The organism is Gilliamella sp. B2824 (genome assembly GCF_026536245.1).
GTDB lineage: Bacteria > Pseudomonadota > Gammaproteobacteria > Enterobacterales > Orbaceae > Gilliamella.
Genome location: NZ_JAFNON010000010.1, coordinates 61,459 through 84,707 on the forward strand (window position 1 = coordinate 61,459; position 23,249 = coordinate 84,707).

Genomic DNA, 23,249 nt, shown 5'->3' on the forward strand with positions numbered 1-23,249 from the left:
TTTCGTTTCCTCTTTATCTTGATAGATGAATGTTATAGATGTACTTCTCTATCTAATTTAATCCCCATTTTTCTTTCAAAAACGGCAGTACAAAAATCGGTAATCCAACCTCGAAAGAAGTTTGTGACCAAACCAACAAGAAAATAACTAACCGCTAATGGACCTAATGGAAGATTCAACGTTGTTAGTCCAGCAGCAATACCTAAATACACAAACAGCTCACCAGGATTAACATGAGGAAAAAGTCCATTCATCGAGTGACAGCTATAAGAAGAAGCGGCATAGTAACTTGGCTTGTAATACTCTGGCATAAAACGCCCTAAACTTAATGTCATCGGATTACAAAAAACAAAGGTTCCAATTAATGGTAGTAGTAAGTACCGAGAAATTGGATTACCAGCGCAAGCCTGTGCTAGGCGTTCTATACGATCTTGCCCAATAAATTTAATTACTGCATTCATCACAACCAGTAAAGAGATTAATAACGGTAAAATTCCTGTTACCATTCCTACTAATACTTTACCTCCCTCTTGGAATAGCCCTATAAACCATTCAGCACCAAATGAAATAGCGTCAATCATATTGCCTCCTATTAAGTTAAACTTTGTCGACATATTAACAACATTAAAAGAAAAAACTTTTATATAGATCACAATTTGAAACATTTTCTTTCATTTTGAAAGAAAATGTTTCAAAAAAAATGGGAGAACATAAAACAAGACAAAAATAATAGTTTGCTGAAATAGCAGTAATAGCTAAAAATAGTTGATTTTCATTGGACATTAACGCTGAGTTGGCGTAATTTTATATAAGAAAATTTATTTATTATTTAACCGAGGAGAATGTGTTATGGCTAAAACGACTAACTCTACAAAAAGCGCCAAAAAACTTCAACAAGCAGCAATTTTATTCCCAACTGATTTAGGTGAAAAAGCATCAAAAGATATCTCTAGTGCTATGAATTCAGTATTAGCTGATGTATTTGCTTTATATTTAAAAACTAAAAACTTCCATTGGCATGTAAGCGGTCCTCATTTTCGTGATTATCACTTAATGTTAGATGATCATGGTGAAGAATTATTTGCGATGACTGATCCTATCGCTGAACGCGTGCGTAAATTAGGTGGAACCACCCTTCGTTCAATCGGTCATATTTCAAAATTACAAAGTATTTCTGATAATGATGCTGATTTTGTTGAACCATCAGATATGCTTGCTGAACTTTGCCAAGATAATATTAAACTTACATCTCGTATGCGTGAAGCACACGATATTTGCGATAAATATAATGATACCGCTACAGCAAGCTTAATCGAAGAGTGGATCGATCAAACTGAAAGACGTGCTTGGTTCTTATTTGAAACAGGTCGTAAAATGGATTCTTCTGGTCATTAATATTTGTTATATTTAATAATAAATAACAATAATTAAGAGACACAAACTGTGTCTCTTAATTTTATAAGATATTAGGGAGAATAGAAAATGAGTAAAAAAATTGCGGTATTAGTAGGTAGTTTACGCAAGGATTCTTTTAACTTAAAAGTCGCAAAAATATTTCAAGAAATTGCACCTCCATCACTCTCATTACAACTAATTTCTATTGGTGATTTGCCTTTATATAATGAAGATATTGACACCGATACACCACCTTCATCTTACACCCGTTTTCGTCAAGAAATCGCAGCATGCCAAGGCGTTATTTTTGTCACACCTGAGTATAATCGAGGCTTACCAGCTGTTATCAAAAATGCTTTAGATGTGGGTTCTCGTCCTTACGGTAAAAGCGTTTGGTCGAAAAAACCAGCAGCAGTTGTTTCTGTTTCACAAGGTGCAATCGGTGGATTTGGTGCAAATCATCAATTACGCCAATCTTTAGTATTTTTAGATATGCCGACACTACAACAACCCGAAGCTTATATTGGTAATATCAATTCATCATTCGATGAAAACGGCAATATAACGGCAAAAACTAAAGAATTCCTTTCTCTAATCATTAATAGCTATGCAAGTTGGGTTGAAAAACTCAATTAATAGTCCTTTATTTCCGTATTCACAGCCAATATAATTGGCTGTGAATATTTCGCCATTAAGTTAATGCCTTTACATGCCAATATTTTTCCCTAATTGTGAACAAGAATTATTACAACGAGCTGAATTAGCAGCCGGTTATACTTTTGCTGATATCGCAAAATATTTGAATATGCCGATGCCACAAAATCTTACTAAACAAAAAGGTTGGGTTGGCAATCTAATTGAAACTTTTTTGGGAGCAAATGCAGGTAGTAAGGCCGAACGGGATTTTGCTAGTTTAGGCATTGAACTTAAAACCATTCCCATTGATAACCAGGGAAAACCTTTAGAAACCACTTTTGTTAGTGTAGCCCCTTTGATGGCAAACCACGGGGTCATTTGGGAAACAAGTCATGTCAAATATAAATTGACTAAAGTGCTTTGGATCCCAATACAAGGAGAAAGAACTATTGCATTGGCAGATCGCAAAGTTGGTCGTCCTATTTTGTGGATGCCATCCCCCCAACAAGAACAACAGCTAAAACAGGATTGGCAAGAACTGATGGATATGATCACTCTTGGCCAAGTTGAAAAAATTACAGCTCGCTATGGAACCTATTTACAAATTCGCCCCAAAGCGGCTAACGGCCGTGCATTAACAGAAGCAATTGGTGAAAATGGTCAAATTATTTTAACTCGACCTCGCGGTTTTTATTTAAAAAAGTCATTTACTTGGCAAATTTTAAATAACGCAATTAAATAATATTACCACTCAGTTATTTTAATAAATGCTGTAATAAATACCATTAATTTACCACCAACAATATGATTGATAACACTGTAATGATTATCAAACTCTCTGTCCTATTTTTTACCAATCTTCTCACTTTGTTATTTAACTACACCTTATTTTTTACGAAAGCGATTTAGGTGGGATCAATTGTGTCAACAAAAAACAGACTAAGGATATTTTTAAGCATAATACTTGTCTGATTTTTACCTTAGGACTATCAGCGGTATTGCTGAAAAGTTATCTATTGCTAAAAAAGGTATTGTTATTTTCACTAAAAAAATATTCCAACATTTAAACAATGTGTTTAAATTATTAGCTCAAAACGTGTTGCGGCTATCACTATAATGGTCTTTTTTACTAACAAGTTACTGTTGGTTGTATTGTATGCTTTTTACTAAAATTATTAGCGTTGTTACCATTTTCACTATCGCATTGATATGCTGCATAAATGCATAACAAATTTTATTTATAACAGATAAAACAGCGTCCATATTTGGTAATTTTACTGCTAATGTTAAAGGTACATTATTGCCGCTGTTATTAGTGGTTTGCCATTGTATATTTTACGGTGCTGGTTTTGCCATTTTTTGTTTTATCAGGCATTAAAGAAAAAGTTTTACCAAAAACGGATTGTGCAAGCTTATCGTTGTTCATAAAATTATTAGTTAAATTATTCAAGTGACAGTAAAAGAGTTATCAGTTTTATTAAGCTGATAACTCAAATACATCTAATGATTAGGCAAATCACCGACCCAAAAGTCGATTTATAGTGAATTAATTTATTTGATATTGAACATTAATATTTTTGAGTTGCGTTGATAATTGTAAAGTTGTTTCTTTTTAATCGGCAAATCATCAACTTCAGCTGGATTGAACCCTTTTTCTCTAAACCAATGAATACTCCGGGTTGTGAGTACAAAAATTTTTTCCAATCCTAGATTAGTGGCGCTTTCAGCGATTTTTTCGATCAACAGATCGCCGCGCGATGAATTTCGATACTGCGGATGGATAGCAACGCAAGCCATTTCGCCCATTTTTTCTTCGGGATATGGATAAAGTGCTGCACAACCAATAGTCATATTATCACGTTGAATGATTGTAAATTTATCAATTTCCATCTCTAACTGTTCTCGTGAACGTTTAACTAAAATGCCTTGTTCTTCAAGTGGACGAATAAGTTCTAAAATACCACCAATATCGTTGATTGTTGCTGTGCGAATTTGTTCAGAATGTTGCATTGCTACTTGTGTACCAATGCCATCACGCGAGAATAGTTCTTGCAAAATTGCGCCATCGACTAAATAACTGACTAAATGACTTCGTCTTACGCCATTGCGACAAGCTTTCGATGCTGCCCGTAAAAATCGAGCTTCGCTCGAAAGCGGCTTTCCATGCTGTTCTTTTTGATTAACATAGTTATCAGCATCAATAGGAAAAAGATCTGTAATTACTTTACCCTGTTCGTCAAGCACCCCCTGCTCAGCGCAAAAACTAATTAATTTATCGGCTTTCAAACGTATTGCAACTTCGGCTGCAACATCTTCTGAAGATAAATTAAAACTTTCCCCTGTTACCGATACCCCCACAGGTCCAAGTAATACAATTGAACCGCGATTTAATTGCTCATCTATCGCTTCAAAGTTAATTCGGCGAATTTTGCCCGTATGGCAATAATCAATACCATCATCAACACCAAGTGGCTGAGCAATAACAAAATTGCCACTTACCACATTAATATGCGCACCTTGTAATGGTGTATTATTTAAGCACATTGATAGACTGGCTGTAATATTGAGCTGCAATAGCCCTGTGACTTGTTTAACAATATCTAGCGTGTTGGCATCAGTAACTCGCGTATTCTTATGATAGTTAGGTTCAATATTATGATGTTTAAGTGATTCGTCAATTTGATTACGTGCACCATTAACTATAACCAGTTTTATACCAAGGCTATAAAGCAAACCAATGTCACTAATAATGCTTGAATAATTATTACTTTTTAATACCGCGCCTGTTAATAAAATTACAAACGTTTTTCCATGATGAGCATTGATATAAGGTACTGAATGTCTTAGCCCTTCGACTAATTCAGTTGTTCTTTCTTTCATCTTAATCACCGTTATCAAAATGAATATTTATTCACATTTATTGTAATTTTATTTATTTTTAATTTAATGGCAAGTAATATTTTCAAAATCGATTAAAAGCTAAAAATTAGACAAATTAAGATCAACGAACATAAATTGATCATAACTGTATTTAACAATAACCACTAAGACCAACCATGTTAATTAACAAATGCAGTGATAAACTTGAACTTTAAACCATAGCATCAAATAGGCATGCTTTTTTTAAGCATGCCTTATCATGTTTCATGATTATTAGACAGACAACCCAATAGGTTTAAGAAATGATCTATAAATTATTTTTTGATTGAGCAACTTTTTAATTATTTATCCGTAATTGTATGCGATACGTTAAAAACGGTTCGGTAACGCATCAATACAACAATAGCCAATATGGTACCAATCCCCGCTATTATGGCATCACTTAACATAACATAACGTAAACCCAAATTAGTTGATACCCAGCCAATTAAAAACGGGATTATGGCGGTTGCAATACTGGAAGAAGTAAAAAATATACCCAGCACTTTACCCTTACCTGATGGAAAAAATTCAGCCATGGTGGTGAGTGCAAGTTGTAAAACGCCGCCTGCCGCAGTAAAACCAAGTACAAAACCACCGATCATACATAATGCAGGGGTTGGGTTAAAATACATTACTATCAACATGATAGTTGAAAGTAGTGGATAAAACACAACAATATACACAGGTTTAATTAAGCTTTTCACTAAAAGTGAAGTTAAAAATACACTGGCGAGTGTCCCAATACCATAAGAAGAAAAAGCTTGTACTGCACCCGAAGAATCCATACCCGCAACTGTTTGTGAAAAATCTTTTAAACAAGACGAAACCAGATAAAAGGTCGCGGTTGAAGTGAAACCAATGATGATAAAACAGATACCTTCTATCCAAAAATTAGCCTTTTGTTTTAAAACAGGCGTTGTTTTTTCATTTTTTTCTAGATTCTCTAGCTCTTGCTCTGGCGTGAGTTTGTGGTTTGGAAAAGGCATCTTAAACACTATCAATGCATTTAACCCTAAAATAACGCAACAAAAAATGAATGACCAACCATAATATGCTTGGTTAGCCATAATCATGCCGACAATGATAGGCAACAAGGATTGCCCTGCTGCAATAGCTGCTTTAATTAAAATAGATGCTGAGCCCGGTGATTTAGGAAAAGCTTCCATGAGCGCTGGATAAGTACCGGCATCAAGTGTTGAGTTGGCAATGCCACCTAAAATAGCAAACATAAAGGCAATTTGTACACTCGGGCTAACTAAAATTCCTAGTAGAAAACCGATATAAAACAATCCACCTAAAACAATGAAGGGTTTACGACCAAGTCTGTCGGATAACGATCCCATAATAAATAATACTAATAATCGGCCTATACCCAATCCCATCATCACGTTGTAAACACTTTGCTTTGCTTCGCTGATCAAATTTAATTGTACTGCCGTGAGTACCTCTTTATTTAAAGTAAACAGATAAGCAGATTGTGGATTAAATTGGGCAGCTAAATAATCAATATTTAATCCCAAAATAATCGCGCCCATTCCATGCACAAAGTAGTTGATATATAAACAACTTGCTGTGCCCCAATATCGGTTTTTCATTCCTCAATTCCTATATATATCAAAAAGGTATTATTTTTAATTTTGTTTTAATATTGAACACAAATACTTAAATCAATCATTATATTTTTGTAATATCAATAACGTTTTTAAATCGATAAAAAACAATTGAACCTAAGATTAAACTTAATGACGCAATAAAAAAATCAATCAAAATTGCATAACTAACATCAATCATAGCAAGTTTTGGCACAATCAGTGGAATAACCACAAACGATAATCCACTAAAAGTATACATACAACCAACAGCAAGGCCTTTACGACTTGGAAACATTTGTTGCATTACCACTAAAGTTAATTGAAGTACACCACCGGCTGCGGTAAATCCCATACCAATTGCTGCAATTACGCACATAACAGGTGAAATATTAAAATAAAAAATAATCAGAACAATAGCTGACAATGCAGGTAATATTATGATGCAAAAGATAGGTTTCAAAAAATGTTTAACGACAAAAGCAGTCACAAATACCGATATAATCGATGCGGTACTGTAATAGCTAATTAATTGTTTAGCATCAAGGTCACTCATATTTACGCCTTCAGTTGCAATAGTTGGCAACCATTGCAAAATAATGACAAATGTTGCTGTTGTAGTAAATCCCATAATGATCAATAAAATGCCTTCAAATGCAAATTTAGGATGGCTTTTGAAATAGTTCTCTGAACCTTGGCCACCTTTAATTGAAGTATCTTTGTGAGGAAATTTTTTAGGTAATAATAATATGCCATTTATCACTAAATAGGCCGTAAAGCCAAGAAAAGCCCAACCATACCAAATTTGATTAGTGTCAAAAAAAGTAACGATAAAAGGAAGTACTAAAGTCCCAATAGAAATAAACGCTTTTATTAACACACTTGCTGAACCGGCAGAACTTGGAAAGCATTCAGTCAATGCAGGCATGGAACCTGTATCTAAAAAAGAATTCCCCGCCCCAACTGCAATGGCCAGACAAAAAGCGAGATGAATGTTGGTACAAAATATCATACCAATAAAGAAAACCGCGTAACACGCCATACCGAGGAAAATAAAAAGCTTACGACCAAATTTATCTGAAAGTATTCCACCAACAAACATTAAAAAGATTTTTCCAATACCTATACCTGAAGCAACATAGCCTAATCCAATAAGATCAGTGTTAAGCTGTTTTGTAAGATCAATGGAAAATTGCATAATCACAATTAGTGCAATACTTTGAATGATATAATTAGCGTAAATAGACCCGACAATTCCATAAGAATTGACTTTTAACGTATCCATTTGTCGTACTCCATATTTGAAATATATTTAAAACTAAACTGTTAATCGAATTCAATATACAAGTATTAATATTAATCTAAAAGCGATAACTATTAATTTATTAAGAATATTTTACTGATATTACTTTACCAACTCTATGATGGTTAACAAAACCAATAGATGAGGCAGATAAATTAGTAAAACCCGATAACTTTTCATAAAAAATACCACATAATAATGTGGTATTTTATCTAGGTTTAGGCAAAACAAGTTGATTAATTATTCAACATTTCAAGCATTTGGCTTAAAATTTGATGTTCATCTTGATCGACATTAACAACATAATGGGCGGCATCATGATATAAAGGCAATCGTTCCGCTACGACTTTTTCCATTTCATCTACAATTGATAAACCCGTAAGAGAAGGACGCTGAGCAATATTTGGATCTTTCATTAAACGAGCTGCTAACGTCGCCGCTGGCGCAGAAAGAAAGATAACAATACCATTTTGTTTCATAAATTGGCGATTATGATCCGCTAAAACCATTCCACCACCTGTAGCAATGACCCGATTAGGTTTTGCTGTATCAATCAGTACTTGGCTTTCTCTTGCCCTAAACCCTTCCCAGCCCTCTTTTTCAACAATTTCGGCCACTGTTTTTTGGGTGGTTTCGAGTAAATGACAATCTGTATCAATGAAAGAAAACGATAGCTTATTTGCTAACATTTTTCCCATTGTTGTTTTGCCAGCTGCTCTTGCGCCGACGAGAAAAATTGGTTTATTCATATTGGGTCCTTTCAGATTGACAGATCTCAGAATATTTTGTCTATGCTAGTGATTCACTTTATCTTTTGCAACATTTTTTTTACATTTAATCTTGTAAAAATAAATACTATTGATTTATATGAATATGTTTTTCATAAAACTGTCAAAGAATGTAAAATAATATTTACACCAATAAGATTATTAAGTCATTCATATTACAAAAAATAACCGCTAGCACAGTTTTTCTAGACCTCGAAAATAAAGTTCAGTGGCAATGGATTGGTGTAATCGCCATTGAATCACATCAAGATCTGGATTGACTTTTTTAAACTCTTCATATGTCATGAAGTAACGAATAGTATTACTGCCAACCCGATCATTAATGCCTTTAATAATAAGATTGATTTTATCGTGGCGAATTTTTTTTAATTCTTGCATCGCTGTTGCTACAAATTCAGGAACAGGCAACTTACCGCTTTCCCAGTCATGCCAAGTTTTAATGTCTGTTTTACCAATATATTCACTCGCTTCTAGCACTTTTAACATCAAAAAACGACGATAAGCTTGCAATTCAAGATTTGTCATAAATACTCCTTGTATTCACATTGTGAAATTACAAAATTCATTAAATTTATATCCAGGCAATCAATATGTCAGAATAATAGAACAATATGATCAATGTTCTAACATACATCAAATTAACATTGATAAGATGTATGTTATTTTTTCAATATTTATTTTGCTGCTAGCGCGTCTATTACCGCTTGTTTTGCTCGTTGAGACAGTTCTTTTCCTGTCCAAATTTTAAATTGTGCATTTGCTTGACCAATAAACATTTCACGCCCAGAAATCGATTCCCATCCTGCTTTTTCAGCTTCTTGTCTAAATTTTGTGTTATAGGGTGTATAAACAATGTCATAAGCTAAGCCCTTTCCTTTAAACCACGCCTGTTCATAAGGTGTTTGATCTTCAAATTTGCCTTGCATGCCTAATGGGGTTGAGTTAACAATGATTTGAGCCTCAACTTTGCTACGATCTTCCCAATCAACAATTTTAAGGTTGAACTCTTTGGCTAGTGCTTCGGGTAGTTCTTTAGAAATATCACTAACGGTAATATCGGTATAACCGAGATCCTGCAAACCCACTACAGCAGCGCGAGCTGCGCCCCCAGCGCCTAACAATAAAACCTTTTTATATTCGGCAGGTAATTTTTTTTGTCTTAATGGCTCCATAAAACCAACAATATCAGTATTGTCACCACAAAGCTTGTCACCATCCCAATAAACTAAATTTGCTGCGCCTGCTTTTTTAACATGATCAGTAACATAATCTAAATAAGGAATAATTGTTTGTTTATGAGGAATAGTGACACATAAACCGCGAATATTTAGTAATCGAACCGATTTGAACAGGTTAGGTATCTCTTCTGGAGGCGTTGGAAATGCAACCAATACAGCTGGAATATTATAATCTTGAAACGAAGTAGTATGAATTAATGGGCTCATTGTATGCCCTAACGGATAACCGATAATGCCATAGATGTCATATGGCTTAAACTGGTTCATATAATCTCCTTGAAAGTTAGAAAATTAAATCAAAAAATATATTTATCATTTAGTATTAAAGCATATTTATTATAAAATAAAACGATTTTTGTATTTAACTAAAGTAAAGCTCGTTATAAAATAGAAGCAAATTGATAGGTACCTTTATCTTTTTATATCAATCGTTGCTCATAGTGAACTTATTTTTAGTCTAAAATAAGATAATACTTGAGAATCTTTGCATAACAGCGTATACTTCGCTACCTCATTATTATGGGTGTAGTGTGAGAGGTTAGACTGCTTCTCAAATAGAACTGCAGCAAACTAAAAGCCTGACGAGGTTAATTCCATTAACATATTACGCCCAAGGCTTAAGCATAGAAATTTCGGAGAATTATTGACATGTCACGAGTATGCCAAGTAACAGGAAAAGGTCCTTTAGTGGGAAATAATCGTTCTCATGCGATGAATGCTACTAAACGTCGTTTTCTACCAAACCTTCAAACTCACCGTTTCTGGATTGAGAGTGAAAAACGTTTTGTAAAATTACGTGTATCAGCTAAAGGTATGCGTACTATCGATAAAAAGGGTATTGATGCAGTTTTAGCTGAACTTCGTGCCCGTGGTGAAAAGTACTAATAAGGAAACCATATCATGGCTAAAGGTGTACGTGAAAAAATTAGATTAGTTTCTTCTGCTGGTACCGGTCATTTTTATACCACTAGCAAAAACAAAAGAACCATGCCTGAAAAGATGGAGATCAAAAAATATGATCCTGTTGTTCGTCAGCATGTTGTTTATAAAGAAGCTAAAATTAAATAGTTTTGTATAAACGAGAAACCCAGCAAATGCTGGGTTTTTTTATATCTATCTAAAAACAAAAAATATAATTAATATCAAAAATATTACATCAATTGATCTTTATCTTCTATTAGAAAATAACCGAGCACTATTTCCGTTATTAATAGTATTATTTTTAAGTCAGTTTATAATTACTACCTGACTAGACGGCTATTTATGATGAATCATCATTTTTCTAGTTAAAATAAAAGCTTCCATTTTTATAAACAGAAGCTTTTGATAGTAATACACTAATACCTAGATTATTTTAAATATTTTTGTTCATAAGCTCTGGCTTTTGTATCATCAAATGCATTTTCCCAGCGTGCAATAACAATTGCCGCTAATGCATTACCAACCACATTAACAACAGTTCGACCCATATCTAAAATACGCTCGACTCCCATAATATAGCCTATACCTTCTAGTGGTATACCGACACTTCCGAGTGTTGCAGATAGCACTAATATTGAAGCACCAGGTACGCCAGCAATACCTTTAGAGGCTATCATTAGAGTAATAACAATAATAATTTGATCTATAATGCTTAAATCCATACCAAATAGCTGAGCTAAGAAGATAACGGTAATACTTTGGTATAAAGTCGATCCATCTAAGTTAAATGAATAACCGGTTGGAATAACAAAACTGGTTATTGCTTTAGGTGCGCCATAAGCTTCCATTTTTTCGATGATTTTTGGCAATGCTGTTTCAGAGCTGGCCGTTGAAAATGCAATGACTAATTCTTCTTTTAAAATTCTCAGTAATTTAAAAATACTAAATTTACAGAGTTTACACACAATACCTAATACTACTATGGTAAAAACAATCATTGCCGAATATACGGTCAAAATTAGTTTGAATAGTGGTAATAAAGATTCGAATCCATATTTAGCCACCGTGACAGTAATAAGAGCAAATACCCCAATTGGTGCATAACGCATGATCATATTTGTCACTTTGAACATGGTATCAGAAACAACTTTTAAGAAGAATACAAATGGTTCGCGTTGTTTATCTGGTAAAGACATTAAACCTAAACCAAAAAACACACAGAAGAAAATTACAGGTAAAACCGCACCATCCGTCATTGCTTTAAAAATATTGGCAGGAATCATGTCTAAAATCATAACAATAAGGCCATGAGGTTTTCCACTTAGTTCCTCCGCTGCTTTTGCATATTTACTCACATCAGTTGTGGCTAAAGTTGAAGAGTCAATACCTGCACCTGGCGCAAAAACATTGCCCCATAAAAGACCCAATAAAATAGCGATGGTAGTAATTATCTCAAAATAGAGTATTGTTTTAAATCCTAACGTCCCTAATCGTTTTGAGCCGCCGATACCTGCAATACCAAGTGTTAATGTACTTAATATAATAGGTAATACAATCATTTTAATTAAACGAATAAAGATATCACCCGCAGGTTGGAAAATATTAACGATAGAGAATTGATAATAAGAATGTAAAGGGTGAGTTGGAACAGAAAGTTCGAACAGATAAGCCCCCATTGCTACACCTAAGATCAAGGCAATTAAAATTTGCCACGCAAGATTTGTTAAAATTTTTTTTATAAAAAATGACATCAAATACTGTTCCTTTTCCTGATTTTCTAAAATAAAAAAGGATTAGCTATATTAACTAATCCTTTTTAATAATTAAAAATTATTCTTCGGATTCCTCTAATGAATCAGTCCGTTGTTCACCTTGGTTCGAGGGAAATTCAGACTCGTTATCATCATCCTCTGTTTCAGCAATTCGCTGCAATCCGACAACTTTTTCACTTTCAGCCGTTCGAATAAGCATAACACCTTGCGTATTTCGACCAACAATGCTCACTTCTGATACACGCGTGCGAACTAACGTTCCTGCATCAGTGATCAACATAATTTGATCGGTTTCATCAACTTGTACAGCTCCAACAACTGCTCCATTTCGCTCACTGACCTTAATAGAAATTACACCTTTAGTTGCGCGTGATTTAGTTGGATATAATTCTTGTTCAGTACGTTTACCATAACCGTTTTGAGTAGCAGTTAAAATTGCGCCATTACCTCGAGGAACAATGAGTGAGACTACTTTATCATCACCTTCTAATTTAATACCCCGAACACCGGTCGCAGTTCGTCCCATGCAGCGAACTTTATTCGCCGGGAAGCGAACAACTTTACCATTAGCTGAAAATAACATAATGTCTTCTGTATTAGAGATTTGAGAGACTTCGTCATCATTATCTGTCTCATCAACAATTACATCATCATTGAGCTCTTCATCATCAACGGTATCTGATGTTTCATTACTTGTTAGATCCACACCGATAAGTTCATCATCATCACGTAGGTTAATGGCGATAATACCACCACTACGAGGACGACTAAATTCAATTAGTGAGGTTTTCTTAACTGTACCTTGTGCCGTTGCCATAAACACACAATGTTCGTCATCAAATTCCCGAACCGGTAAAATTGCAGTAATACGCTCATCTGCTTCAAGTGGTAATAGATTAATAATTGGACGACCACGAGAACCACGACTTGCTTCAGGTAATTGGTAAACTTTCATCCAATATAATCGGCCACGGCTAGAGAAACAAAGAATTGTATCATGCGTATTGGCGACCAGTAGTTTTTCAACAAAATCTTCTTCTTTAATTTTGGTCGCCGATTTACCTTTGCCACCACGACGTTGTGCTTCATAATCAGAAAGCGGTTGATATTTCACATAGCCTTGGTGAGAAAGGGTAACAACCACGTCTTCTTGCGCGATAAGATCTTCAATATTAATATCAGCACTGCTAGCTGTGATTTCAGTTCGTCTTGCATCTTGGAATTGATCTCGAACCGCTTCGAGCTCTTCACGAATGACTTCCATCAATCTTTCTGGACTTGCTAAAATATGCAATAGTTCACCGATTTGAATAAGTAACGCTTTGTATTCATCAAGAATTTTTTCGTGTTCAAGACCTGTTAAGCGATGTAAGCGTAGATCTAAGATAGCTTGCGCTTGTGCTTCAGATAAATAATAGTGACCATCACGAATACCAAATTCTGGTGCTAATTCTTCTGGTCGCGCAGCATCATTACCCGCTTTTTCAAGCATTGCAGCGACATTACCTAACTGCCAAGCTTGCGCCAATAATTTAGTTTTCGCTTCGCTTGGCGTTGATGCAGCACGAATTAACTCAATAACAGGATCGATATTGGCAAGTGCTATTGCTAAACCTTCTAAAACATGGGCACGTTCACGAGCTTTACGTAGTTCATATATCGTTCGGCGCGTAACCACTTCACGGCGATGAAGCACAAATGCTTCAATCATTTCACGTAAGTTTAATAGTTTTGGTTGCCCTTTATGTAAAGCAACCATATTAATACCGAATGAAACTTGTAGCTGCGTCAAAGAGAAAAGATTATTTAATACCACTTCAGCAACAGCATCGCGTTTAACTTCGATCACAATACGCATCCCATCTTTATCTGATTCATCGCGTAGTGCTGAAATACCTTCTACTTTTTTATCTTTGACTAACTCAGCTATCTTTTCTATTAACTTTTTCTTGTTAACTTGATATGGAATTTCATTAACAATAATCGTTTCACGACCTGAATGGTCATCAACTTCAATGGTTGCTTTTGAGCGGATATAAATGATACCTCGACCGGTACGGTAAGCATTTTCAATACCCTTACGACCATTAATTAACGCTGCCGTTGGAAAATCAGGCCCATGAATATGCTCCATCAAACCATCAACAGAAATGTTTTCATCTTCAATAAAAGCAAGGCAACCATTAATCACTTCAGATAAATTATGTGGTGGAATATTCGTTGCCATACCAACTGCAATTCCTGATGAACCATTAATTAATAAGTTAGGGATACGTGTTGGTAACACGTCTGGAATCATCTCGGATCCATCATAGTTAGGTGAAAAATCAACGGTTTCTTTATCAAGATCCGTCAATAATGCACCTGCAAATTTTTGCATACGAATTTCGGTATAACGCATTGCAGCAGCAGAGTCACCATCAACTGAACCGAAGTTTCCTTGCCCATCAACTAACATATAGCGTAATGAAAATGGCTGTGCCATACGCACAATCGTATCATAAACAGCAGAATCACCATGAGGGTGATACTTACCGATGACATCCCCAACAACACGCGCTGATTTTCGATAAGGTTTATTCCAATCATATCCAGCTTCGTTCATGGCAAATAAAACCCGACGATGAACCGGTTTTAAACCGTCACGCACATCGGGTAAAGCACGCCCAACAATGACAGACATTGCATAGTCAAGATAAGAGGATTTTAATTCATCTTCAATATTAACGGGGGTTATCTCTTTGGCTAGTTCGGTCATAACACCATGTTCTCTTATTAATTTAGATCATCAAAATAGCTTATAATTATAGCATAAAAACACTATTAATGCAGAACTAAACTGTTTTTATTTCAACTTATTCACCATGAATAAACAATGTATTTTCAATTAATTGGCACAAGCAGTTTAGAATCATTGCATGCATCTCGTAAGCCATCACTTTTTTATAGGAGGGAACTCTAATTTCAATATCATTTTGGCTAAGTAAACCAATCACTTCACCACCATCAAAAGCGGTAAGTGCAACAATTTTCATATCTTTAATCACCGCCTCTTGTACCGCCCGTATAATTGATCGACTGTTACCTTGGCTAGTTGCTATAATCAAAATATCACCTTGTTGACCCAAGGCTTGAATTTGACGTGCGTAAACTTCTTCATGAGTGGCAATAGCGCTTAATAATACATTATCAGAAACTAAAGCTAAGGCAGGAATACTGGGTCTTTCTATATTAATGCTAGTCATCAATCGTGAGGTAAAACTTTGAACGTTTGCAGCGGAAGAACCATTGCCACAACTCATAATTTTATTGCCATTAAGTAAACCTTGAACAATGATATTGGCTGCTTTTTCGATTGATGAACCTAAAGACTCCGCCATTACAATTTGTGTTTGAATACTTTCAGTAAAATAATTTTTAATTAAATCTTGCACGTTTTTCACCTAATAATTAAAACGCATTAATAATCCATTGTTGATTTTTACCTGTTATGGCAAAAATATCAAACCTAAGCTCGGTATCTTCAATACTCAAATTTTCAGATAGCATCCAAAGTTGTGCTGCTTGCTTAATTTTCGTTTGTTTACTTAACGTTACCGTCATCGCAGCATCGCCAAAATTAGCATTTTTTCGATAACGTACTTCAACAAAAACCAGACATTGCTTATCTTGCATAATTAAATCAACTTCACCTAAGGGATATTGACTATTTTTAGCAATTAATAAAAGCCCTTGTTTAAGTAAGTATTGGCAAGCGATATTTTCATAATGCTTGCCAATTTGTTTATTCTTCGCTTGTTGTGGTAGTTTGAGTTGAACCATGAATATATTGTTGCCAAGACAATGCTCTTGTCACTTCACACTGATTACTTGTCGATAATTTTCCTGTCATTCCATCTAAAAAATTAGGTTGATAAGAATCTAATTGATTAAAGCGGTTTGCCAGTCTCCATGCATCAATGCCCATCGCGTATAAACGCAATAATGAATAATCTTTCTGAATATTGCTTGGTATTATTTCTAACATATTATCGGTGCGATTAATGATCATTGGAATATCAGCATATTCCGTTTTATTCATATCGTAGTTAAAATCATTAGATGCATTGGCTACATGGCTTTTTGAACTGGTATAAATCATTATCTGAGATAAGTTAGTTCCCGATTTAGCCGCCCCCATATCTAACATAGGTTTAATTAGGGTTAGTTCATCATAAGAAGAGTAGATATAAATAGCATCAAAACTAGCTGATTGTTCAGGCGGTACCGGCTGAGTAGTTGCATCATTGATTAAAATAGGTGAGCCACTCAGGCTGATTCCACTATTTTGATTCATATTCGCACTTAATGAACTTTTATTGCCAAAATATTGCACATAAGCTTGAGAATTATTAGCAGATAATTGTGACCATTGTTTAGCAAAAGTTTGCGCGACACGTTTGCCTAAATCATTTTGTGGCACAAGCAGTAGGGGTTTCACCTTACTTTGCGCATAAATATGATCGGCAGCATCCTTTGCTTCATCTTCTGGTGATAGTGCAAAAAAGCACATTTTATTCGTCGATATTGTATTATTATCAACTTTATTGAGTGCTAAAACCGGTATGCTTGGTGCTAATTGTTTTATTTTAACAACTTCATCTTTGAGCAAAGGACCAACGATGAGTTCAACATTTTGCTCTTTTGCTTGCTGAATAAGTGTATCCATTGGCGCACTTGTTGTGTCGAGTAAAACGACATTTTGCTGTGGTTCTTGCGGGAAGAACTTTATTGCATCACTGTAACCTTGCTTAATTGTGTCGCCGAATATACGTGATGAACCATTTAATGGTAATAATAAAGCTACTTTTTTCGCATTCGTGTCTGCGGCAGCTAAGGTCTGCTCACCAGTCAATATTGGTAGGATATTTTTAGCTGGATGATCTGGATACTGGGTTAGCCAATCAGCAACAGCTTGTTTTAATGCTTGCTTTTGTTTTTGCGTTTTCTCGGCTATCACTTCTGGTGTATCACCTTCTTGCGTAGTGGGAGCTTTACTGTTGTTTGTGTACGCATAACTTAAATTAATCCAACCTTGTAAAATGCTGTCATCTTCGTTGACAACAATTGAATTAATTTCATTTACGTTTAACTTGCTAAAGAAATTCCAAGTATTATTTAGTATCTGTTTTTTTTGATTTTCTGGCGCATATTTTTCTAATTCAGTATAGTCATGAGCTTGTGCATTAATCTCTTTATTTTTTTCATCACTACTGAGTTTAATAGTATAGTAACGGTATAACTGTGCTTGAGTTAAGCCTTGAGTAGAAAATTGATTAAAATCAAATGACTTTCCTGATTTTACTGCAATTTCACCAAGTAATAATGTTCGCTCTTGTTGTTGCTTAGCATCAAGGTGGGATGATATTTGCGATAGTAATCCATCAGCTTTAGCTAGTTGATTTTCTTTCACTAAAGCCTGAATAGCCATTAACTGCCAATTGGTTTTGGCGTAACCAGAACTTTTATCAGCTTGTGATAAATAATAACTAGAATTTTTATTCTGGTCATAATCAGTCATTACTTGTGGCTTATTGGCAGGACATCCAGCCAATAAGGTAAACAATGTAAGTATTAGCATTGCATAAAAGGACCGTTTTAAATTCATACACCTATTCTCTTGTAATTTGTTATCCCCAAATCCGCTGTACGTGCACAGTAATTTCTTCGCGATCATGATATAACTGTTTAGCCTGAATTTGGACGTTAATATGTTTACCATTTAATTCTTCATGAAGTAGCAACAAGTTTTGTGTTACTTCTTCATATCGTTTTTTCATTGGTAATTTCAGGTTAAAAATAGTTTCTCGACACCAACCATTAATAAGCCATTTGGCAATTAATTGTGTCACTTTAGTTGGTTTTTCAACCATATCACAGACCAACCAATAAATATTATGCTTTTTTGGCACAAATTTAAAGCCATCTTCACGATAATGTTTTACTTGTCCTGTTTCCATCAATTTTTTATCCATTGGACCATTATCAATGGCATAAACCATCATATTTCGTTTAACGAGTTGATAAGTCCAACCGCCTGGACAAGCACCTAAATCGACCGCATTTAAACCACCTCTTAATCGTTCATCCCATTCTTCGTATGGAATAAAAATATGGAAAGCTTCTTCCAATTTTAAGGTTGAACGGCTAGGCGCATCGCTTGGAAATTTTAGCCGAGGTATTCCCATATAAAATGGCGAATTATTTTGACTTAACGAATAGCCAATATAGCAACTCTGACTATTAATAAAGAATAGATGAATGACGGGCCTTGATGGATTTTCCACTTTCAATAAAATACGTTTATGTCTTAAAGCTTGACGAAGAGGAACAGTAAATTTACGACAAAATCCTATCAGTTCTTTTCCTTCATTAGTATCAGCTACTTCTACCCGTAAATCACCGGCTTTCTCTATTAAGCCTGATAATGAATCTATGATGGGAGAAATACGGTCATGGTTAGGTAGATCGGTTAATAAATCACCGGCTGCAAACATTTGCCGCGCAAAAATTAATGTTCGAAAAGATAACGTTTTAATCAAGTGTTGAGCATCACCATCTTGGTAGCATTCAAAAATAACATAACCACTATTTTCTTTTACTTTAGCAAAACCAAATACTGCTTTTTGTGATGCTTTATCAGTGATTTCAGCCGCACACTCTTTTTCAAATCCTTGGCGACAATACAAAATAATTTTATTTAGTTTTTGCATATTGTAATTTTTACTCTTCTTCTCAACACGATTTAATGAGCGGATATTAATCAGATTGTACACTATCTGTATATAAAGGAGCTTCACCTTTAGGGCGCGTTTTAAAACGTCTATGTAACCACATATATTGTTCCGGTGCTTTTAAAATTTCATGCTCAATGGCTTTATTCATAAACGTGGCAGCAAGTACATCATCATCGATTGGATAACCTTCAAGCACAGGCGTTACATCAACAATATAGTGACCTTTTTTTTCACGTTTAGGTGTAAACGGTATAATTGCAGGTTGCCCCAACTTAACGAGAATGCGAGTTCCGATTGTGGTTGCTGCTTTTTCAACAGAAAATAATGGTGCAAATACACTATTTTTAGGACCATAATCATGGTCTGGCGCGTACCAAAGTAATTCACCATTTTTTAATGCCCGAATCATACCTTTAGTGTTGTAACGATCTAACATATATTTGTTTGATTTTAGTCGGCCTTTAAGCTGCACATAGTCCATTACCAGATTATCATTAGGTCGATAAACGCCAACACCTGGGTGACTCATACCTAAAATTCGAGCACCTAATTCGAGTGTTAAGAAATGAATTCCAATTAATAAAACACCTTGTCCTGATTGCTGTACCTTTGTAATATAATCATCACCCACTATAGAAGAATGCTTAGCTAAACGTCTATCGGACCAAAACCAAGCCATACCCGTTTCAAAAATAGCTAATCCAGTCGAAATAAAATTATCACGCAGTAGCGCGTCGCGTTCTTGTTGTGATTTGTCGGGAAAACAAAGTTTAAGATTTTGTTTTGCAGTTTCTTTTCGCTTCCCAATTAACTTCATTGAAAGTAAACCTAATGATTTACCTAGTTGATAAATTATTGGATAGGGTAACAATACCAATAAATATAAAAAACCAATTCCTAACCACGTTAACCAGTAACGAGGATGTAATAAGTGCTTAGTAAAAACGGGACGAATTTCCTGATTTTGACTCATATTAAGATCAATTAATGATTTAAACAAAGTTAACTATTATATACCAATCTTGGCTCAATATGCAGGAAAATAACATTCCGATTGACAAAATCGGCTATTGTTACATGATGCGTTCAATCATAAAAATAGAGATTTAAAAAAATATTGGGATTAATTTGATTAATCCCAATAATACTATTGTTAACTTATGTATGAGTAAAAAAATAGATTAAACGTATTTTTTATCATAATACTTCAACATACTTTACACTGCGACTGGCGCCTTGATGGCAGGATAAGGATCATAATCAACAATCTCAAAATCCTCAAATTCGTAATCAAAAATTGTTGGCGGTTTACGCTTTATCAATAATTTTGGTAATGATCTTGGCTCTCGACTTAATTGCAGCTTAGTTTGATCCATATGATTTGAGTATAGATGGGTATCCCCTCCCGTCCAAACAAAATCACCAACCTCCAAATTACACTGCTGAGCAATCATATGTATTAAGAGTGAATAACTTGCAATGTTGAACGGTAATCCCAAAAATACATCACATGAGCGTTGATAGAGTTGACAAGAAAGTTTACCTTGCGCAACATAAAATTGAAAAAATGCATGACATGGTGCTAATGCCATTTGATCAAGTTCACCGACATTCCATGCAGAAACTATCATACGCCTTGAATCAGGATCATTTTTAATTTGTTCAATTAATTGAGTAATTTGATCTATTTGACGGCCATCGGCAGCTCCCCAAGCCCGCCATTGTTTACCATATACTGGGCCTAAATCACCATTTTCATCGGCCCATTCATCCCAAATAGTCACTTTATTATCCTGTAAATAACGGATATTAGTATCCCCTTTCAAAAACCAAAGTAGTTCATGAATAATAGAACGTAAATGACATTTTTTTGTTGTGACTAATGGAAAGCCATCTTGCAAATTAAATCGCATCTGATGACCAAAGATCGATAATGTACCCGTTCCAGTTCGATCAGATTTAGGTGTCCCTTCTGCTAAAATTTTTTGCATCAGCGCTAAATATTGTTTCATCGTTTAATCGCCTTACGGTTAAATCTATATGCATATAACAGAATCAAAATACCTCCAATAATCATTGGTAGGCATAAAATTTGTCCCATACTTATCATATTTAAGAATAAGCCTATTTGTTCGTCCGGTTGTCTAAAAAATTCTATGACAAACCGGAATAAACCATAGCAAAGTAAAAATAGACCAGATACAGAACCAACAGGTCTATGTTTACGGATAAATAAATTCAAAATAATAAATAATACTATTCCTTCAAACAACATTTCATAAAGCTGCGAAGGATGCCTTGGTAAAATACCATTAAGCTGAGTATAAAGAGAAAACCATTCAGGATGAGACTGTACATACATAAAATCAGCATGAGACGAGGTTGGAAATAGCATACCAATATGTGAGTGCGTTACGCGTCCCCACAATTCACCATTAATAAAATTACCAAAACGTCCAAACATTAACCCAATAGGAACTAAAGGTGCCACAAAATCAGCTACTTGCATAAAGGTTTTGTGTGTTATTTTAGCAAAAATCGCAATGACACAAATCGCACCTATTAAACCACCATGGAATGACATGCCGCCTTCCCAAACTTTAAACAAAATAACCGGATCTTTAATAAACGCATCAAAGTTATAAAACAAAATATAACCAAGACGGCCACCGATAAAGAGTCCTAAAAAACCCCAAAATAATAAATTTTCAACCTGTTGTGTAGTCCATTGACTATTTGGCTTTCTTGCGCGGCGCTTAGCTAAATAAAGCGCGCCCAATACACCAAATAAGTACATTGCACCATACCAATGTAGCGAAATAGGACCAATTGAAAAAGCAATTGGATCAAAATTAGGAAATTGTAAGTATTGATTCATTTTTTTATACGCTGTTTATTTTTTCGTTTATGAGCAAAGAAATTAAATCGTTTCTTTTTAGAAACATTAACTGTTGGCACTTCTATCTCTGACTGTATAGTAAAAACTGGCAAAGAAAATTCTTTCATTGCTTTTCGATAGACATCACGTTTAAAGGCAATAACTTGACGAATAGGATACCAATAACTCACCCATTTCCAATCATCAAATTCTGGAGTCGAAGACGTATTAAGATTAATTACTGATGTATCAGAAATCAATTCTAATAAAAACCATTTCTGCTTCTGCCCTATGCATACAGGTTGATTTTCCCAACGAATCATTCGTTTAGGTAATTTATAACGCAACCAACCATTAGTTACAGACAAAATTTTCACATCTTTGGGTAATAATCCTACCTCTTCGTTTAATTCACGAAACATTGCCTGCTCAGGCGTTTCGTTTAGTTTAATTCCGCCCTGAGGAAACTGCCAAGAATTTTGTCCATAACGACGAGCCCAAAGAACTTGACCATACCTGTTACAAATAACTATTCCTACATTTGGACGGTAGCCATCATTATCGATCACTGACTACCTCAAAAAATTATTTTTCTATATCTAAATTGTTTCATACATACAGAAATAAATAAATAGGAAAATGAATTTATCAAGCAAATATACTTTTAATCAGCTATTTTTTAGATGATTTAGCGCTTATAACAATGCTTATTATAGCAAAGTGAATTTATATGACTAAACTACCAAGAAAGCCGCATAAGTTATAAATACTTCATAATGCACTACTGAGAAAAATATGAAATCGCATCTTCTATTGTTGTGATTTAAATATTACATATGGTTACTGATGTTGTACCAATTTGGAAATAGCTTTACGTTCACGAATAGGGGGAACGCGTTGCCATAGATTAGTCGGTGCTTCCAGCTTAGTCGCTATAGCTGCGGCAGTATAGAACTCTTTTAACTGAACACCTTGAGCGAGTTTATCTATAGCTTGTTGACTAATTACGCCTTCAACTTGTACCCAATAAG

General features: G+C 34.8%; 22 protein-coding genes and 1 pseudogene. 5 read left to right on the forward strand and 18 right to left on the reverse strand.

From position 1 onward, the window contains the following. Positions 1 to 32 precede the first annotated feature (32 nt). Entirely contained in the window at positions 33 to 581 is a 549-nt protein-coding gene (gene srlA, locus J3U56_RS09865) for a glucitol/sorbitol-specific PTS transporter subunit IIC (RefSeq protein WP_065633991.1), read from the reverse strand. Between the two features lie 268 nt (positions 582 to 849). On the opposite strand from srlA, the gene J3U56_RS09870 reads away from it, so the two are divergent. The 3 genes from J3U56_RS09870 to mutH all read left to right on the forward strand — a co-directional run bounded on the left by J3U56_RS09870 (position 850) and on the right by mutH (position 2,773). Then, positions 850 to 1,395, forward strand: a complete 546-nt coding sequence (locus tag J3U56_RS09870) for a Dps family protein (protein WP_065633990.1) — start codon at positions 850 to 852, stop codon at positions 1,393 to 1,395. An 87-nt stretch (positions 1,396 to 1,482) separates the two neighbouring features. Beyond that, a complete protein-coding gene (locus J3U56_RS09875; RefSeq protein ID WP_267334277.1) occupies positions 1,483 to 2,031 on the forward strand; it encodes an NADPH-dependent FMN reductase in 549 nt (182 codons plus the stop codon). A 73-nt stretch (positions 2,032 to 2,104) separates the two neighbouring features. Beyond that, complete coding sequence (gene mutH, locus J3U56_RS09880; RefSeq protein WP_267349079.1) at positions 2,105 to 2,773, forward strand: DNA mismatch repair endonuclease MutH; 669 nt, start codon at positions 2,105 to 2,107, stop codon at positions 2,771 to 2,773. Positions 2,774 to 3,582: 809 nt separating this feature from the next. On the opposite strand, the gene argA is transcribed toward mutH, so the two are convergent. From argA to aroE, 6 genes are all read right to left on the reverse strand, one after another. Further along, complete coding sequence (argA, locus tag J3U56_RS09885; RefSeq protein WP_267367521.1) at positions 3,583 to 4,911, reverse strand: amino-acid N-acetyltransferase; 1,329 nt, start codon at positions 4,909 to 4,911, stop codon at positions 3,583 to 3,585. 341 nt (positions 4,912 to 5,252) lie between these two features. Further along, entirely contained in the window at positions 5,253 to 6,548 is a 1,296-nt protein-coding gene (locus tag J3U56_RS09890; RefSeq protein WP_267334274.1) for an MFS transporter, read from the reverse strand. A 79-nt stretch (positions 6,549 to 6,627) separates the two neighbouring features. After that, positions 6,628 to 7,827: an MFS transporter gene (locus tag J3U56_RS09895; protein WP_267334273.1), complete on the reverse strand. Its 1,200-nt coding sequence runs from the start codon at positions 7,825 to 7,827 to the stop codon at positions 6,628 to 6,630. Between the two features lie 254 nt (positions 7,828 to 8,081). Then, a complete protein-coding gene (gene aroL, locus J3U56_RS09900) occupies positions 8,082 to 8,594 on the reverse strand; it encodes a shikimate kinase AroL (protein WP_065633983.1) in 513 nt (170 codons plus the stop codon). A gap of 210 nt (positions 8,595 to 8,804) precedes the next feature. Further along, positions 8,805 to 9,158, reverse strand: coding sequence for a DUF1870 family protein (locus J3U56_RS09905; protein WP_267334272.1), 354 nt, complete (start codon positions 9,156 to 9,158; stop codon positions 8,805 to 8,807). A 149-nt stretch (positions 9,159 to 9,307) separates the two neighbouring features. Continuing rightward, a complete protein-coding gene (gene aroE / locus J3U56_RS09910; RefSeq protein WP_267334271.1) occupies positions 9,308 to 10,138 on the reverse strand; it encodes a shikimate dehydrogenase in 831 nt (276 codons plus the stop codon). Between the two features lie 381 nt (positions 10,139 to 10,519). Between aroE and rpmB the strand changes: the two genes are divergently transcribed. Together rpmB and rpmG are read left to right on the forward strand one after the other, a co-directional pair. Then, positions 10,520 to 10,756, forward strand: a complete 237-nt coding sequence (gene rpmB, locus J3U56_RS09915) for a 50S ribosomal protein L28 (protein ID WP_034884345.1) — start codon at positions 10,520 to 10,522, stop codon at positions 10,754 to 10,756. Positions 10,757 to 10,771: 15 nt separating this feature from the next. Beyond that, on the forward strand, positions 10,772 to 10,939 hold the full coding sequence (rpmG, locus tag J3U56_RS09920) for a 50S ribosomal protein L33 (protein WP_034884348.1): 168 nt from the start codon (positions 10,772 to 10,774) through the stop codon (positions 10,937 to 10,939). Between the two features lie 281 nt (positions 10,940 to 11,220). Here rpmG and gltP read toward each other — a convergent pair whose 3' ends face one another. From gltP to J3U56_RS09975, 11 genes and pseudogenes are all read right to left on the reverse strand, one after another. After that, positions 11,221 to 12,531 (reverse strand): glutamate/aspartate:proton symporter GltP, encoded by a 1,311-nt coding sequence (gene gltP, locus J3U56_RS09925; protein WP_065634049.1) that lies wholly within the window; start codon positions 12,529 to 12,531, stop codon positions 11,221 to 11,223. Between the two features lie 91 nt (positions 12,532 to 12,622). Beyond that, complete coding sequence (gyrA, locus tag J3U56_RS09930) at positions 12,623 to 15,322, reverse strand: DNA topoisomerase (ATP-hydrolyzing) subunit A (RefSeq protein WP_267334270.1); 2,700 nt, start codon at positions 15,320 to 15,322, stop codon at positions 12,623 to 12,625. 97 nt (positions 15,323 to 15,419) lie between these two features. Then, a complete protein-coding gene (locus J3U56_RS09935) occupies positions 15,420 to 15,998 on the reverse strand; it encodes an SIS domain-containing protein (protein ID WP_267334269.1) in 579 nt (192 codons plus the stop codon). Between the two features lie 16 nt (positions 15,999 to 16,014). Then, positions 16,015 to 16,386 (reverse strand): YraN family protein, encoded by a 372-nt coding sequence (locus J3U56_RS09940; protein WP_267367525.1) that lies wholly within the window; start codon positions 16,384 to 16,386, stop codon positions 16,015 to 16,017. After that, on the reverse strand, positions 16,349 to 18,211 hold the full coding sequence (locus J3U56_RS09945) for a penicillin-binding protein activator (protein WP_267367528.1): 1,863 nt from the start codon (positions 18,209 to 18,211) through the stop codon (positions 16,349 to 16,351). Before J3U56_RS09945 ends, J3U56_RS09940 begins: the two co-directional genes overlap by 38 nt. Positions 18,212 to 18,233: 22 nt before the next feature. Further along, positions 18,234 to 19,316, reverse strand: a complete 1,083-nt coding sequence (rlmM, locus tag J3U56_RS09950; protein WP_267367531.1) for a 23S rRNA (cytidine(2498)-2'-O)-methyltransferase RlmM — start codon at positions 19,314 to 19,316, stop codon at positions 18,234 to 18,236. A 46-nt stretch (positions 19,317 to 19,362) separates the two neighbouring features. Then, entirely contained in the window at positions 19,363 to 20,313 is a 951-nt protein-coding gene (lpxL, locus tag J3U56_RS09955) for an LpxL/LpxP family Kdo(2)-lipid IV(A) lauroyl/palmitoleoyl acyltransferase (protein ID WP_267334265.1), read from the reverse strand. A gap of 244 nt (positions 20,314 to 20,557) precedes the next feature. Continuing rightward, the gene (gene thyA / locus J3U56_RS09960) at positions 20,558 to 21,352 is read right to left on the reverse strand and encodes a thymidylate synthase (RefSeq protein WP_267334264.1); all 795 of its coding nucleotides are present in this window, start codon (positions 21,350 to 21,352) and stop codon (positions 20,558 to 20,560) included. Further along, complete coding sequence (lgt, locus tag J3U56_RS09965; protein ID WP_267367534.1) at positions 21,349 to 22,218, reverse strand: prolipoprotein diacylglyceryl transferase; 870 nt, start codon at positions 22,216 to 22,218, stop codon at positions 21,349 to 21,351. Before lgt ends, thyA begins: the two co-directional genes overlap by 4 nt. After that, positions 22,215 to 22,787: an RNA pyrophosphohydrolase gene (rppH, locus tag J3U56_RS09970; RefSeq protein ID WP_065633973.1), complete on the reverse strand. Its 573-nt coding sequence runs from the start codon at positions 22,785 to 22,787 to the stop codon at positions 22,215 to 22,217. The genes lgt and rppH overlap by 4 nt, the downstream gene beginning before the upstream one ends. A gap of 271 nt (positions 22,788 to 23,058) precedes the next feature. Continuing rightward, positions 23,059 to 23,249: pseudogene (locus J3U56_RS09975) on the reverse strand (hypothetical protein); the annotation flags it as partial.

What these genes read in the sequence shown, in the direction of transcription:
- J3U56_RS09870 (WP_065633990.1), top strand. Translation starts at nt 850, where the DNA reads ATGGCTAAAACGACTAACTCTACAAAAAGCGCCAAAAAACTTCAACAA.
- J3U56_RS09895 (WP_267334273.1), bottom strand. Translation starts at nt 7,827, where the DNA reads ATGGATACGTTAAAAGTCAATTCTTATGGAATTGTCGGGTCTATTTAC.
- J3U56_RS09875 (WP_267334277.1), top strand. Translation starts at nt 1,483, where the DNA reads ATGAGTAAAAAAATTGCGGTATTAGTAGGTAGTTTACGCAAGGATTCT.
- J3U56_RS09890 (WP_267334274.1), bottom strand. Translation starts at nt 6,548, where the DNA reads ATGAAAAACCGATATTGGGGCACAGCAAGTTGTTTATATATCAACTAC.
- aroE (WP_267334271.1), bottom strand. Translation starts at nt 10,138, where the DNA reads ATGAACCAGTTTAAGCCATATGACATCTATGGCATTATCGGTTATCCG.
- gyrA (WP_267334270.1), bottom strand. Translation starts at nt 15,322, where the DNA reads ATGACCGAACTAGCCAAAGAGATAACCCCCGTTAATATTGAAGATGAA.
- lgt (WP_267367534.1), bottom strand. Translation starts at nt 22,218, where the DNA reads ATGAATCAATACTTACAATTTCCTAATTTTGATCCAATTGCTTTTTCA.
- lpxL (WP_267334265.1), bottom strand. Translation starts at nt 20,313, where the DNA reads ATGAGTCAAAATCAGGAAATTCGTCCCGTTTTTACTAAGCACTTATTA.
- rpmG (WP_034884348.1), top strand. Translation starts at nt 10,772, where the DNA reads ATGGCTAAAGGTGTACGTGAAAAAATTAGATTAGTTTCTTCTGCTGGT.
- thyA (WP_267334264.1), bottom strand. Translation starts at nt 21,352, where the DNA reads ATGAAACAATATTTAGCGCTGATGCAAAAAATTTTAGCAGAAGGGACA.
- aroL (WP_065633983.1), bottom strand. Translation starts at nt 8,594, where the DNA reads ATGAATAAACCAATTTTTCTCGTCGGCGCAAGAGCAGCTGGCAAAACA.
- argA (WP_267367521.1), bottom strand. Translation starts at nt 4,911, where the DNA reads ATGAAAGAAAGAACAACTGAATTAGTCGAAGGGCTAAGACATTCAGTA.
- rlmM (WP_267367531.1), bottom strand. Translation starts at nt 19,316, where the DNA reads ATGCAAAAACTAAATAAAATTATTTTGTATTGTCGCCAAGGATTTGAA.
- rpmB (WP_034884345.1), top strand. Translation starts at nt 10,520, where the DNA reads ATGTCACGAGTATGCCAAGTAACAGGAAAAGGTCCTTTAGTGGGAAAT.
- mutH (WP_267349079.1), top strand. Translation starts at nt 2,105, where the DNA reads ATGCCAATATTTTTCCCTAATTGTGAACAAGAATTATTACAACGAGCT.
- srlA (WP_065633991.1), bottom strand. Translation starts at nt 581, where the DNA reads ATGATTGACGCTATTTCATTTGGTGCTGAATGGTTTATAGGGCTATTC.
- J3U56_RS09945 (WP_267367528.1), bottom strand. Translation starts at nt 18,211, where the DNA reads ATGAATTTAAAACGGTCCTTTTATGCAATGCTAATACTTACATTGTTT.
- J3U56_RS09940 (WP_267367525.1), bottom strand. Translation starts at nt 16,386, where the DNA reads ATGGTTCAACTCAAACTACCACAACAAGCGAAGAATAAACAAATTGGC.
- J3U56_RS09905 (WP_267334272.1), bottom strand. Translation starts at nt 9,158, where the DNA reads ATGACAAATCTTGAATTGCAAGCTTATCGTCGTTTTTTGATGTTAAAA.